Annotated in this window: 12 protein-coding genes and 1 other RNA gene; 11 read left to right on the plus strand and 2 right to left on the minus strand. The window is 69.0% G+C overall.

The genetic code is table 11. The features are described 5' to 3' along the window. Together RUH65_RS12725 and RUH65_RS12730 are read right to left on the minus strand one after the other, a co-directional pair. On the minus strand, positions 1-2,093 hold a 2,093-nt coding region (locus RUH65_RS12725), incomplete at its 3' end, for an AMP-binding protein (RefSeq protein ID WP_313817879.1). 77 nt (positions 2,094-2,170) lie between these two features. Then, entirely contained in the window at positions 2,171-2,410 is a 240-nt protein-coding gene (locus tag RUH65_RS12730) for a hypothetical protein (protein WP_313817881.1), read from the minus strand. Positions 2,411-2,614: 204 nt separating this feature from the next. Between RUH65_RS12730 and RUH65_RS12735 the strand changes: the two genes are divergently transcribed. The 11 genes from RUH65_RS12735 (at position 2,615) to ssrA (ending at position 13,724) form a co-directional block, all read left to right on the plus strand. After that, positions 2,615-3,727: a helix-turn-helix domain-containing protein gene (locus tag RUH65_RS12735; RefSeq protein WP_313817883.1), complete on the plus strand. Its 1,113-nt coding sequence runs from the start codon at positions 2,615-2,617 to the stop codon at positions 3,725-3,727. Between the two features lie 153 nt (positions 3,728-3,880). Further along, positions 3,881-5,380 (plus strand): GntP family permease, encoded by a 1,500-nt coding sequence (locus RUH65_RS12740; RefSeq protein WP_313817885.1) that lies wholly within the window; start codon positions 3,881-3,883, stop codon positions 5,378-5,380. Positions 5,381-5,485: 105 nt separating this feature from the next. Beyond that, positions 5,486-6,697 (plus strand): acetyl-CoA C-acetyltransferase, encoded by a 1,212-nt coding sequence (locus RUH65_RS12745; protein ID WP_313817887.1) that lies wholly within the window; start codon positions 5,486-5,488, stop codon positions 6,695-6,697. Positions 6,698-6,795: 98 nt separating this feature from the next. Continuing rightward, positions 6,796-7,590 carry a 3-hydroxybutyrate dehydrogenase gene (locus RUH65_RS12750; protein ID WP_313817889.1) on the plus strand — a complete coding sequence of 265 codons (795 nt, stop codon included), beginning with the start codon at positions 6,796-6,798 and terminating at the stop codon, positions 7,588-7,590. Between the two features lie 49 nt (positions 7,591-7,639). Next, positions 7,640-8,440 (plus strand): CoA transferase subunit A, encoded by an 801-nt coding sequence (locus RUH65_RS12755; RefSeq protein WP_313817891.1) that lies wholly within the window; start codon positions 7,640-7,642, stop codon positions 8,438-8,440. After that, positions 8,437-9,081 (plus strand): CoA transferase subunit B, encoded by a 645-nt coding sequence (locus RUH65_RS12760; protein ID WP_313817893.1) that lies wholly within the window; start codon positions 8,437-8,439, stop codon positions 9,079-9,081. Before RUH65_RS12755 ends, RUH65_RS12760 begins: the two co-directional genes overlap by 4 nt. A gap of 227 nt (positions 9,082-9,308) precedes the next feature. Continuing rightward, positions 9,309-10,004, plus strand: a complete 696-nt coding sequence (gene ftsE, locus RUH65_RS12765; RefSeq protein WP_313817902.1) for a cell division ATP-binding protein FtsE — start codon at positions 9,309-9,311, stop codon at positions 10,002-10,004. After that, a complete protein-coding gene (ftsX, locus tag RUH65_RS12770; RefSeq protein WP_313817895.1) occupies positions 10,001-10,915 on the plus strand; it encodes a permease-like cell division protein FtsX in 915 nt (304 codons plus the stop codon). The genes ftsE and ftsX overlap by 4 nt, the downstream gene beginning before the upstream one ends. 156 nt (positions 10,916-11,071) lie before the next feature. Continuing rightward, positions 11,072-12,601, plus strand: a complete 1,530-nt coding sequence (locus RUH65_RS12775) for a peptidoglycan DD-metalloendopeptidase family protein (RefSeq protein ID WP_313817898.1) — start codon at positions 11,072-11,074, stop codon at positions 12,599-12,601. A 127-nt stretch (positions 12,602-12,728) separates the two neighbouring features. Beyond that, on the plus strand, positions 12,729-13,238 hold the full coding sequence (smpB, locus tag RUH65_RS12780) for an SsrA-binding protein SmpB (protein ID WP_313817900.1): 510 nt from the start codon (positions 12,729-12,731) through the stop codon (positions 13,236-13,238). 115 nt (positions 13,239-13,353) lie between these two features. Further along, positions 13,354-13,724, plus strand: a transfer-messenger RNA (tmRNA) gene (ssrA, locus tag RUH65_RS12785). Positions 13,725-13,757 lie beyond the last annotated feature (33 nt).

A 13,757-nucleotide genomic window follows, 5' to 3' on the forward strand; every position in this document is an offset into this window, starting at 1 on the left:
TCCCAGGAGGCGTCGAAGGAGAGCCCGGAGGTGTGGGCCACCCTGGCCGGCCGCCCCAGCCGTCGCTCCGTGGGCTCGAACAACGTGCTGCGGTGGTCCAGGAAAAGGTTCCGCAGGGCCGCCCGGGGCACTCCGACGCCCTTGGGGCGTCCGGTGCTGCCGGAGGTGAAGATGATGTAGGCGAGGTCTTCATCGGTGGCTCCGCCGACGGCGGGGACCAGGGGCAGCGGATCGTCCGTGCAGCGCCGCCAGGCCGACTCCGTGTCAGCGTCGACGGTGAGGCAGGGGACGTCCCAGTCGCCCCCGGCGGAGCGGTCGATGGCGGCCTGGCGACCCGTGGTCAGCAGCAGCAGGGGGCTGGCGTCCTCGATCATCCCGTGCACCCGCTCCACGGGATACTCGGGGTCCAGGGGCAGGTAGGCCGCCCCGGACTTCAGGACCGCCAGCACCAGGACCGGAAGTTGCACTCCACGCTCCACGCGAACGGCGACGGCGTCGCCGCGGCCGATCCCACGGTGCAGCAGATGGTGCGCCAGCCGATTCGAGGTGGAGTCCAGTTCCGCGAACGTCAACGCGCCGTCCGTTCCGACGACGGCGGGGGCGTCGGGGCGCGAGGCCACCGTGCGGGCGAAGGAGGCCAGGACCGTCTCGGCGGCGGCAGGGTGTTGGGGGCCGAGCCCGTCCTCCAGCAGCACCCCGGCCTCCTGCGGGAGTGTGACCGGGAGCTGGGACAGGGCGGTGCCCTGCTCGGCGGTGAGGAGACGGTCCAGGAAGGAGAGGAAGCGTTCGCCGTGGCCGTGCAGGGTGGCGGTGGTGTGCAGCTCGGCGTCGCCCTCGAGCAGCAGGGCGGCCTCGGCGGCGTCACTGGTGATCCCGGAGATCACGAAGGACAGATCGTGCACGGGCCCGGTCGAGAGGATGTGCACCGATCCGGTGGCCGCTCCGAGTCTCAGGTCCTCGACGAGGGGCAGCAGGTTGACCGAGGGGCCGGCATGTCCGGGAGCACCGGAGAGCCGTCCCGGGTGGAACTGCTGGTGTGCCACCGTGCCGCGCAGGGCCTCGGCCGTGGAGGTCATCAGGCTCCCCACGGTGGTCCCCGGGGTGGCTTCCACGGGCAGGGGAAGAATGGTGGAGAGCATGGACGGCGTCGACTTGGCGATCCGGCCACGCCGTGCCGTGACGGGCAGTCCCACGGAGACCCGTTCATGTCCGGTGATCCGGGACAGGTAGTAGCCGATGGCGCCGATCAGCGTCCGGGAGGCGTTCCGGCCCTGTTCGCGCAGGGAGTCGGCCTGATGACCGGCCAGGGGGATCCGGACCCGGACCACCTCGCGTGCCGGCCGGGTGGTGGTGCCCTCCAGGCCGTCCACCGTGGAGTCCCGCTGCAGCGTCTGGCGCCAGAATTCCTCGTCCCGCACGTACTGCTCGGACGACTCGTAGTCCTCGATGGCGGCGAGCAGGTCCTGGTGCCGCGGGAAGGGTGATGGGATCCGGGCTGCCGTCCGGGCGATCCGCCCCGCCAGGGCACGCACCGGCAGGGCCCGGGGCACCCGCTGCCGCAGTTCGGTGTAGACGCGGGCCAGATAGTGCAGTGCCAGCACCGCGGAGTAGCCGTCGAGCTGGATGTGGTGCACGCGCTGGAAGAGCAGCGAGCGGTCCGGAGACAACCGGAACAGCACGGCGCCGAACAGATCGCCCTGCTCGATCAGACGGGGGGTGGTCATCTCCCGTTCCATCCGGTCCCGCGCCCGCTGCCACGCCACCTCCACGTCGGGCTCCTGCTGGAGGTCCACGACGTGGAGGAGGTCTGCCGTGGGGTCGGGGCGGTCGAGCGTGGCGAAGGGGCCGGCGTCGTCCGCGGCGAAGCGCATCGACAACGCATCGATGTCCCGCACCGTCTTGGTCAGGGCCATGGACAGGAGGTGGAGATCCACGGGGCCGGCGAGATCGAGGTACTGCCCGATCTGGTAGGTCGGGTTCTCGGGATCCAACTGCTGCGCGTACCAGATGCCGTGCTGGGCCTCGGTGAGGGAGAGCGCATCGGACCTGTTCGGTCGAGCGTGTCCGGCGGGCGGTGTCTGGCGGTGGGGCATGGCAGTGGGTCTCCTGGTCTCAGCGGCGGGCGGTGACAGCCCGGAGGTCTCGGTCGGGGAAAGCTGTCAGGAGGGCATCACTGCTGGAACTGGCCCAGCTGCAGACCATTCAGCAGACCACCCAGGTCGAGCAGGGGACCGTCCACCAGCGGACCGTTGATGAGGGTGAGGCCGGCCACCACCGCCTGAGTCAACGAGACGGGAGGGGCGCCGGTGATCAGGGCGTTCAGGATCATCAGTGCGGCCACAGCCAGCACAGCCAGCACGGCCCACTGGGCCGGGCGGGTGGACGGTCGGGTCATGGTGCGTTCACTCATGGTCTTCACTCCTGGTGTTCCGGTGCATACGCGCCCCGGGCGGGGCGTTGGTCAGTGTTCGGAGCGCGAGCGGGAACGGATGGCATGCCGGGCGGAATGTGAACCACGTCACAGACCACTGGCCGCATGGTGGCCCGCGGACGGCCGGACTGGACCTACAGTGAGACCGTCAGGAAACGGTGCGGCGGAAGGGCGGTGGGGCGCGTGGATCCCGTGCGGGCCCTCGTCGAGTCGCTCGCGGCCGAAGATGCCATCCTGGTCGAGACGGTCGAGACTCTCCGGGCCACGATCCCCGGTTATGAGCATGTCCCCGCCGAGTCCCTCGAATCCTCTGCCCGCCGCAACCGCGCGCTGAGCATCCGCACCATCCTCGACGGCCTGGCGCCCGAGCCCGAGGGGATCGACGAGGCGGAGACCCTGACCGAGGAGCGGATGGCCCAGGGCGTCGAGATCGCCAGTGTGCTGGCCGGGTTCCGTGCCTGCATGTCCATCATCCTGCGACACCTGCTGGCCGCCGCCCCGCGCTTCGGGGTTCCGGTGGAGACGGCCCTGTCCTTCTCGACGTTGCTCTGGTCTCTGGGGGACGCCTTCACCACCCGGGCAGTGGTCTCCTATCGCGACCGCACGATCGCCCAGGCCGTGGCCGATTCGGCCCGCCGCGCCCACTGGCTCGGCGCCGCCCTGGCGGGGAGCCTGGACCGGACCGCGCTGTTCGCCGGAGCCTCCGTCTTCGGGGTGCCCCGGGACCGGCCGGTCCGGGCCCTCTGTGCGGACGGGGTTTCGGTCCCCGCCCTCCAGGACTGGGCCGAGGAGGCCGGGGCCCAGGCCGTCGTCGTGCCGCAGGGCACGGGAGCCATCGGCATCCTCATCGGTGCGCCCGACGCCGGCCCGTGGCCCGCGGGGGCGACCATCGCCCTCGGTGCCCCGATGGTCCTGGGGGAGCTGCCCCGGTCCTTCGACGTGGCCACCCGGGTGCTGGCGTCCGCCCAGCGGGTGGGGGCGGACGGGGTCGTCGACGTGGATCGGCTCTCCTGGCGCATGGGCGTCTTCGCCAGCCCGGAGGCCACCGACCTGCTCGACGGGATCTACCTGGAACCGCTGCGGGAGGAGGGGGCCTTCGGCGAGCTGATCGTCGAGGCCCTGCGTGCCTACCTGGAGCACCGGATGAACATCCCGGCGGCGGCCGAGTCCATCCCGATCCACGTCAACACCCTGCGGTACCGTCTACGGCGCTACCGCGATCTCACCGGAGCCGATCTGGGGGACCTCAACACTCTCATCGAGGTCGCTTGGGCCCTGGCGGCCGACCGGGGCTGAGCCTGATCCCGCCGCCGTGAACACGTTGTAGCCAGCTACGAATCCTGGCCCCACCTCTTGTGGAGGACAACGTGGCCTGAATCACCTCTCGGGGGCATGGTGGTAGGTGCGGCCCGTCAGCGCCGTGACACCTCACTCATCAAGGAGACCCGAATGATCTTGGGGATCATTGGCATCATCTTGTCCCTCGCCCTGCTGATCACGCTGGCGTACCGGGGCATGCCCGTCATCATCGCGGCGCCCATCGCGGCCGTCGTGGCCCTGGTGTTCTCCGGCGCACCGATCCTGGCCTCCTACACGGAGATCTTCATGCCGGCCCTCGCCGGGTTCGTGGGCCAGTACTTCCCGCTGTTCCTGCTCGGCGCCATGTTCGGCGTGCTGATGACGGTCACCGGTTATGCCGAGTCCATCGCCCGCACGGTGGCCCGCTGGATCGGCGCCCGCAACGCCCTGGCCGCCACCGTGGTCACCTCCGCCCTGATGACCTACGGCGGCATCAGCCTCTTCGTGGTGGCCTTCGTGATGTTCCCCCTGGCCCGCGAACTGTTCCGCGTGGCGGACATCCCGAAGAGGCTGATCCCGGGGACCATCGCCCTGGGCATCTTCACGTTCACCATGACGGCCCTGCCCGGTTCCCCGCAGGTGCAGAACCTGATCCCGGGGCAGTTCTTCGGCACCGACGGTTTCGCGGCGCCGGGGATCGGCCTCGTGGGCGCCGTCATGATCCTCGGGCTCGGCCTGGCGTGGCTCGAGTTCCGGCGCCGCCGGCTCATGGCCAATGGTGAGCACTTCAGCGATGCCAGTCCCCGCCGCGGGGACGGACCCGGTGCGGCGCTGGCCGGGTCCGCGGCTGATTCCGCGACGGACTCGGCGACGGCTTCTGGAACGGGCTCCGGCGTCCAGGCCCAGGTCAAGGAGGCCGAGACCGGCACCTCCGGCGCCGTCATGACCCCGCGCAACGGGGTCGAGGCCTTCATCCCGCTGCTGGCCGTCATCATCGTCAACTTCGGCTGCACCCTCCTGATCTTCCCCGCCCTGAACTGGGACTACCTGCAGGAGGAGAAGTTCGGTGCCATCGAGTTGAGCGCCCGCGCCGGCATCTGGGCCGTCATCATCGCCCTGGCCGTGGCCATCCTGGTCATCGTGGCCTTCAACATCCGCCGCTTCGGGGATCTGCGCAAGGCCTTCGTGGACGGGGCCAAGGGCTCCATGCTGCCGATCTTCTCCACCGCCTCGGAGGTCGGCTACGGTGCCGTCATCGCCTCCGTGGCCGCCTTCGCCGTGATCAGGGACTCCGTGTTCACCATGGGCGGCAACGCGCTGGTCACCTCGGTGTTCTCCACCTCGGTCACCGCCGCCATCACGGGCTCCTCCTCGGGTGGCATGACCATCGCCCTGAACGCCTTCGGCGACGACCTCAAGGCGCTGGCCCTGGACCAGGGCGTGAGCCTGGAGGCCATGCACCGCCTGACCGCCATGGCCGCCGGCGGCCTGGACACGCTGCCCCACTCCGGGGCCGTGGTCACCCTGCTGATCGTCTGTGGCATGAGCCACCGCCAGTCCTACAAGGACATCTTCATGGTCACCCTCGTCATGCCGGTCATCACGGTCGCCGTGCTCACCGCCGTGGTCTCGGTGGTCGGGGCCTTCTGACGTGCCCTGCCCGGCCGATCTAGGCTGGATGTCATCCACGCCACCCCACACCACCCCACACCACGCGACCACGTCACCTCCCGCCTCACCCACAGGAGAACTCCCATGACCACCACCCCTTCTGCTTCCCCTGCTGCCCAGGACGCCGTGATCGTCGGCGGCGCCCGGACGCCGTTCACCCGACTGCTGTCCCAGCAGGCCGCCCTGACCGCCGTGGACCTCGGCGCCCACGCCATCAAGCACGCCCTGCAGCGTGCCGGCGTGGCCGGCGCTGACGTGGACTCCGTCATCATGGGCCAGGTCGTCCAGGCGGGCCAGGGGCAGAACCCGGCCCGCCAATCGGCCCTCGCCGCCGGACTGGACTGGAGCGTGCCGGCCACGACCATCAACAAGGTGTGCCTGTCCGGCCTCACCGCCGTCATCGATGCGGCGCGTCTCATCCGCCTGGGTGAGGCCGAGGTGGTGGTGGCCGGCGGCCAGGAGTCCATGACCAACGCCCCACACCTGCTGGTGGGGGCCCGGAAGGGCTACAAGTACGGCCCGACGACGGTGCTCGACTCGGTCGCCTACGACGGCCTGACCGATGCGCTCAGCAAGGAGGCGATGGGCGAGCTCACCGAGTCCGGCAACACGGAGCGGCAGATCGACCGCACCGCCCAGGACGAGGTCGCCGCGGCCTCGCACCGCCGAGCCGCCGCCGCTCAGACCGACGGCACCTTCGACGCCGAGATCGCGCCCATCGAGATCCCGCAGCGCAAGGGCGAGCCGGTCGTCCTCTCCCAGGACGAGGGTGTGCGCCCCGACACCACCGTGGACTCCCTGGCCGCGTTGCGCCCGGCGTTCGCGCAGGACGGCGGCATCACGGCCGGCAACTCCTCGCCGCTCTCCGACGGCGCCGCAGCACTGGTGGTCACCTCGCGCGCCTACGCCCAGGCCCGGGGCCTGACGGTGCTGGCCACCGTCGGGGCTCCCGGCCAGGTGGCCGGACCGAAGGACTCCTCCCTGCACTCCCAGCCGTCCAACGCCATCCGGGCCGCGCTGGACCGGGCCGGCTGGTCCGTGCGCGAGCTGGACTTCATCGAGATCAACGAGGCCTTCGGTGCCGTGGCGGTCCAGTCCCTGAAGGATCTGGGGTATCCGCTGGAGCAGACCAACCTCCACGGCGGTGCCATCGCCCTGGGCCACCCCATCGGCGCCTCCGGGGCCCGGCTGGCCCTGACCGCGGCCCTGGAGCTGTCCCGGCGCGGCGGCGGCCGGTCCGCCGTCAGCCTGTGCGGTGGCGGCGGTCAGGGCGAGGCCCTGCTGCTGAGTCTCTGACCAGCACCCTCGTAGCTCACCCCGTACGTCAGATACCCGTACCTCATCTCCATGCTTCCCCTCGTCCCTCATTCCCGACCCAGAAGGCAGGCACGCCCGTGACCGAACCAGTGACCGAGCATCAGCAGACCACCGGCATCTTCCGGGACGGCATCCTCGCCGGGCGCACCGCGGTGGTGACGGGAGGGGCCTCCGGGATCGGGGCGGCCTGCGTGCGTGCCCTGGCTGCGGCCGGTGCCACGGTGACCGTGGCCGACCTGAACGCGGAGGCCGCCGAGGCGCTCGCAGCCGAGGTGGGCGGCGCGGCCTGGGTGGCCGACCTCGCCGACACCGAGGCTCTGGACGAGCTCCGGCTGGACACGGACATCCTCGTCAACAACGCCGGGATCCAGCGGATCGCCCCGATCCACGAGTTCGACCCCCAGGCGTGGAGGTTCATCCACCGGCTCATGCTGGAGTCGCCGTTCCTGCTCACCCGGGCCGTCCTGCCGGGCATGTACGAGCGGGGCTTCGGCCGGATCATCAACCTCTCCTCCGCCCACGGGATGCGTGCCTCGGCGTTCAAGAGTGCCTATGTCTCCGCCAAACACGGCCTCGAGGGGCTGTCCAAGGTGACCGCCCTGGAGGGCGCGGGGCACGGGGTGACGTCGAACTGCATCAACCCGTCCTATGTGCGCACCCCGCTGGTGGAGAAGCAGATCGCCGACCAGGCGAAGAGCCACGGCATCTCGGAGGACGAGGTCGTGGAGAAGGTCATGCTGACCGAGTCCGCCGTCAAGCGCCTCGTCGAGCCGGACGAGGTGGCCTCGCTGGTGCTCTGGCTGGCCTCGGACGCCTCCGGCATGGCCACCGGCGCCTCGTATGCGATGGACGGCGGCTGGACCGCCAGCTGAGGCGTCCGAACATCAGAACAGCAGACCAGTAGAAGCGGAAGGACAGACCATGAGTGTGGACAAGACGGTGGGTACCGCGGCGGAGGCGGTGGCCGATATCGGCGACGGCTCCTCGTTGGCGGTGGGCGGCTTCGGGCTGTCCGGCAATCCGGTCCAGTTGATCGAGGCGTTGCGGGATCAGGGGGCGAGGGAGCTGTCCATCGTGTCCAACAACTGCGGCGTGGACGGCTGGGGGCTCGGGCTGTTGCTCGCCTCCGGGCAGATCGCCAAGATGACCTCGTCCTATGTCGGGGAGAACAAGGAGTTCGCCCGTCAGTACCTCGAGGGTGAGCTGGAGGTCGAGCTGGTGCCGCAGGGCACCCTGGCGGAGAAGCTGCGGGCCGGGGGAGCCGGCATTCCCGCGTTCTACACGCGTTCCGGCGTCGGGACCCAGGTGGCCGATGGCGGCCTGCCGATGCGGTACAACACGGATGGGACGGTGGCGAAGGCCTCGGCGCCGAAAGACGTGCGCTCCTTCTCCCTGGGCCAGACGGGGGAGAAGGACTATGTGCTGGAGGAGTCCATCGTGACGGACTTCGCGCTGGTCCACGCGGCGGTCGGCGACCGCCACGGCAACCTGGTCTTCACCAAGGCCACTCGCCAGTTCGCGCCGCCGGCGGCGATGTCCGCGACCGTGTGCATCGCCCAGGTGGAGAAGCTGGTCGAGCCCGGGGAGATCGATCCGGACCAGGTCCACCTTCCGGGGGTCTATGTGCACCGGATCGTGGAGGTCGGGCCGGACATCGAGAAGCCGATCGAGAAGCGAACCGTCCGCGCCGCCGGCCCGGACCGAGAGGAGCAGAACCGATGAGCTGGAGCCGAGATGAGATGGCGGCCCGGGCGGCGCAGGAGTTGCCGGACGGTGCCTACGTGAACCTGGGGATCGGGATGCCGACGCTGATCCCGAACCACATCCCGGAGGGACACACCGTGGTGCTGCAGTCTGAGAACGGGATCCTCGGGGTCGGCCCGTACCCGTTCGAGGAGGACGTGGATCCGGATCTGATCAATGCGGGCAAGGAGACGGTGACGGTCCGCCCCGGGGCCTCGTTCTTCGATTCGGCCTCCTCGTTCGGGATGATCCGCGGCGGCAAGATCGACGTCGCGGTGCTCGGTGGCATGCAGGTGGCCCAGAACGGGGACCTGGCGAACTGGATGGTGCCGGGCAAGATGGTCAAGGGCATGGGCGGGGCCATGGACCTGGTCCACGGTGCCGGCCGGGTGATCGTGCTGATGGACCACAATGCCCGGGACGGGGCCCCCAAGATCCTCACGGAGTGTGACCTGCCGCTGACGGGCCAGGGCGTGGTGGACCGGATCATCACGGACAAGGCCGTGATCGACGTGGACAAGGCCACGGATCCTCGCTCCCCGCGCCTGGTGCTGGTGGAGACCGCTCCCGGGCTCACGGAGGACGAGGTCCGGCAGGCCACCGGCGCCATGCTGCACTGACGCACCCCTCACTGACCCACCACACCACGGCCCGACGCAGGCCGATGGGCACCACGGGGCCCGACCACCTCTCGCGGTGGGCGGGCCCCTGATCCGCGCCGACTCACCGCACAGCGTCCCACCGCTGTTATCGCTTCGTGACTACCGTGGAGAAGGTCGGCACCGAGACTTCCCCAACCCAGCCCCTGGTGCCGCGGGATGATGACGTCCAGGGGCAAGTGTGGAACATGATCCGGTTCGAGCAGGTCTCCAAGGTCTATGACCGCCGTTCCCGTCCGGCTTTGCACGACGTGACGGTGGAGTTCGAGCGGGGCGAGTTCGTCTTCCTCGTGGGTGCCTCCGGTTCCGGCAAGTCCACCTTCATCCGCCTGATGCTGCGTGAGGAACGCGCCAGCAGCGGGACGGTCTACGTGGTCGGGCGGAACGTGGCACGGCTGCCCTCGTGGCGCGTGCCGAAGTTGCGCCGCGGGATCGGCGTGGTCTTCCAGGACTTCCGCCTGCTGCCCAACAAGACGGTCTACGCGAACGTGGCCTTTGCCATGCAGGTGCTCGGCAAGGGCCGGGCCCAGATCCGCCAGACCGTACCCGAGGTCCTCGAGACCGTGGGCCTGGAGGGCAAGGAGAAGCGGATGCCGCACGAGCTGTCCGGCGGCGAGCAGCAGCGCGTGGCCATCGCCCGCGCCATCGTCAACCGGCCGGAGATCCTGCTGGCCGACGAGCCGACCGGCAATCTCGACCCGGAGACCTCCCTGGGCATCATGGCCGTGCTGGACAAGATCAACCAGAACGGCACCACCGTGGTCATGGCCACCCACGATGACGACATCGTGAATCAGATGCGCCGCCGCGTGGTGGAACTGCACGCCGGCGGGATCGTCCGCGACGAGACTGGCGGCGGCTACCGGACGGAGGTGCAGGCATGAGGTTCGCCTTCGTCCTCGGGGAGACCTTCTCCGGCATCCGCCGCAACCTGTCCATGGTCGTCTCGGTGGTGCTCGTGACCTTCATCTCGCTGACCTTCGTGGGGGCGGCAGGTCTGCTGCAGCAGCAGATCAACCAGATGAAGGGGTACTGGTATGACCGGGTCGAGGTGGCCATCTTCCTCTGCACGGACACCTCCACCACCACCTCCTGCGCCTCCGGTCCGGTCACGGACAGCCAGCGCCAGGCCGTCCAGGAGCTGCTGGAGTCGCCCACGGCCGCCCCCTATATCAAGAGCTTCGACTACGAATCACAGGACCAGGCGCTGGAGATCTTCCAGGAGCAGTTCAAGAACTCCGCCATGGCGGGCACCGTCACGGCAGACCAGCTGCCGGAGTCCTTCCGGGTGGCCCTGGTGGATCCCGAGCAGTACGAGGTCGTCAACGAGCTGTTCTCCTCCATGCCCGGCGTGGAGATCGTGTCCGACCAGCGCGAGCTGCTGGAGCAGATCTTCTCCCTGATGAACATGGCATCCGTCATCGCGGTCTCCGTGGCGGTGGTGATGTTGGTCTGTGCGGTGTTGCTGATCGCGACCACCATCCGGCTCTCCGCGTTCTCCCGCCGGCGGGAGACCGGGATCATGCGCTTGGTCGGCGCCTCGAAGACGATGATCCAGTTGCCGTTCCTGCTGGAGGGGGTGATCGCCGCCCTCGCGGGCGCCGTCCTGGCCAGCGTCACCACGTGGGCCGTGGCGGAGTTCTTCATCGGGGACTGGCTCACCGGCCAGTATCCGGGAACCGGCTTCATCGCGGGCGCGGACGCCCTCATCCTCGTCCCCCTGCTGCTGTTGGTGGCGGTCCTGCTCGCCGCGCTCTCGTCCATCCTCACCCTGCGTCGTTACCTTAAGGTGTGATGATGATGAGACTCGTGTGACACTTGTGACCTAATGTTGTCCGAGTTGAGATGCTCCCTGCCGTGATTCATCTCCGGTGACCGCTCTTGATCGATCCGCAGGTCGCCTGACCCGCACCCCGACCATCCCAGTCCGCATTCCCCGACGGAGGAACCCGTGAAGCGACGCCGACTCTCCCGCGCCATCGTCGGTGCCGGCCTGGTCACCTTTCTGACCCTGTCCATGGGCGGCACCGCCACGGCACAGGACTCGATCGACGACTTGCAGCGCCAGATCGAACAGGCCGAGCGCCAGCAGGCCGAGATCGACGAGGAGATCGGCAACCTCGGCGGGAAGCAGTCGGACCTGGAGGATCGTCAGGGTGACCTTGACGCGTCCCTCGAGGGCCTGGACTCCGACATCGCCGACAAGATCCGGGAGTTGAACTCGCTCCAGGACCAGTTGCCCGGAGCCCAGGAGACGCTGACCGCGGCCGAAGGCCAGGTCTCGGCCGCTGCGGCGGAGGTCCAGTCACTCCACGAACGCGTGCGGCAGGCTGAGTCGAGCCGCTCGGAGATCCTCGCCGAGATCGCTGAGAGTGAGCAGGAACTGGACGCGGCCTCCGCCGAGATCGGCCAGATCGCCAACCAGGCCTACAAGCAGGGCGGCGTCTCCTCGGACCTCGCCTTCATCCTGGGCATGAGCGACTCCTCGCTGCCGGACGCGATGGGACTGGCGAACCAGGCCATGCGGATCCAGAACAGCCGCATCTCCACCGTCTCCCAGAGCAAGTCCACGGACGTCAACGCCGAGGTCCGCCTGGCCGCCGTCGAGTCGGAGATCCGGGACCTGCGGGCCCAGGCCGAGGAGGCGCTGCAGCGCGAGGAGCAGGCCCGTGACGAGGCCGCCGCCGCCAAGCGTGAACTCGACCAGATGGTCTCCACCACCTCGGAGCTGACCGATGAGCTCAAGGCCCAGCGCCCTCAGATCCAGGCGCAGATCGACGCCAACCGCGCGGCTCAGGACCAGGTCAACGACCAGATCGCCGAGCGCCAACGGGCCTTGACGGCCCAGGCCGGCAAAGCCAGCGACCTGCAGGAACAGCACCGCGAGGCCGTGGCCGAGGCGGAGCGCAAGCGCCGCGAGGCCGAGGAGGCGGCTCGGAAGGCCCGGCAGGCCTCGGCGGCGAACCGGGCGGCTGCGCAGGCCTCGGCCGAGGCGGCTGAGCGCGAGGCCAGCGCCGCGGAGGAACGGGCGAGTGAGGCTGAGGAGGCCGCCAGCACCTCCAGCGGCTGGGGCCTGCAGTGGCCGTTGAACACGTACATCACCTCGGGATTCGGCTGGCGCCCGACGCCGTCCGGCACCTTCGACTACGGGGGCGCCGGGGGCTACGTGCACACCGGCATGGACTTCGGCGGTGGTTGCGGCCTGCCGATCCGGGCGTCCGCGGACGGCGAGGTCTGGAACGCCGACTGGGCGGTGTGGACCTCGGGCAAGCGCGTGGTCATCTCCCACGGTGTGGTGAACGGGCGCGCGCTGGCCACCAAGTACCACCACATGACCCGGTACATCGTGTCCCCGGGGCAGAACGTCACGCGTGGCCAGATCATCGGCTACACCGGCACCACCGGCAACTCCACCGGCTGTCACCTGCACTTCGAGACCATCCTGGACGGCCAGGCCGTCAACCCCGCCGGTCTGCTTTGAGGCAGGCTCAGGACCTCCCGGTGACAACTCGATGACGCCTCTCTTCGGCACGGCCCCTTGACGGTGGCGGTACACTGGTAATTCTGTGCAGTGAGCATCCGAACCGTCGGAAAGGAGGGGACCGGCTATGTCCAAGAAGTCCGCCGGCAAGTCCGGCAAGTCGTCCACCCCGGACGGCCGGCAGATCATCGCGACCAACCGCAAGGCCCGGCACAACTACCTCATCCTGGACACCTACGAGGCCGGGATCTCCCTGATGGGGACCGAGGTGAAGTCGCTGCGGGAGGGCAACGCCTCCCTCGTGGACGGGTTCGCCGTCTTCTACGGGGACGAGCTGTACCTCGAACAGGTCTACATCCCGGAGTACCTCAACGGGTCCTGGACCAATCACGCCTCCCGCCGGCGGCGGAAGCTGCTCCTGCACCGGCAGGAGCTGACGAAGATCTCCCGCCAGATCCAGGAGTCCGGCCACACGATCGTCCCGCTCCAGCTGTACTTCCGGGACGGCCGGGTGAAGGTCGAGATCGCCATCGCGCAGGGCAAGAAGGACTATGACAAGCGCCATGCCCTGCGCGAGAAGCAGGACAACCGTGAGGCACAGCGTGCCATGAGAATCCGCAACCGCCGGGCGGCCTGAGACCCGGAAACCGGCCGGAATACCCCGGGCCGGGCATGCGTTACACTGGACAGTCCGGACCAGGCGGAGAATCAGAGAAGCCCCGCAGGGAACCGGTTGATTGATAACAGAAGATGGGGATGATCGGTTTCGACGATGTGAGTCGCGACAGGGGAAGCGGGCCGAGGATGCAGAGTCATCTCGTCAACGCTCTCTGCAAACCAACAAGTGCCGAATCTAAGCGCACTGACTTCGCTCTCGCTGCCTGATCAGTGAACGAGTCCGTCAACCTGAGGATGCTATCGCCCCAGGACCTGGCGTCGATTAGATAGCCAATGTCCACCACCCTTGCCGGGGGTCGTGGTGGAGACCTTAATCCGGCTGGGCCCGGGTTGGCTGCCTGTTTGCGGGACAGCCAGGGCCGAGTAACACCCACAGCAAACTGCGCCCGGAGAAGACCTGGCAACACTGCATCGGACGCGGGTTCAATTCCCGCCATCTCCACCATCCCACCGCACAGGCCCTGGGACACCGTTCATC

Origin of the sequence: Citricoccus sp., assembly GCF_032154715.1 — a bacterium.
Lineage (GTDB): Bacteria > Actinomycetota > Actinomycetes > Actinomycetales > Micrococcaceae > Citricoccus.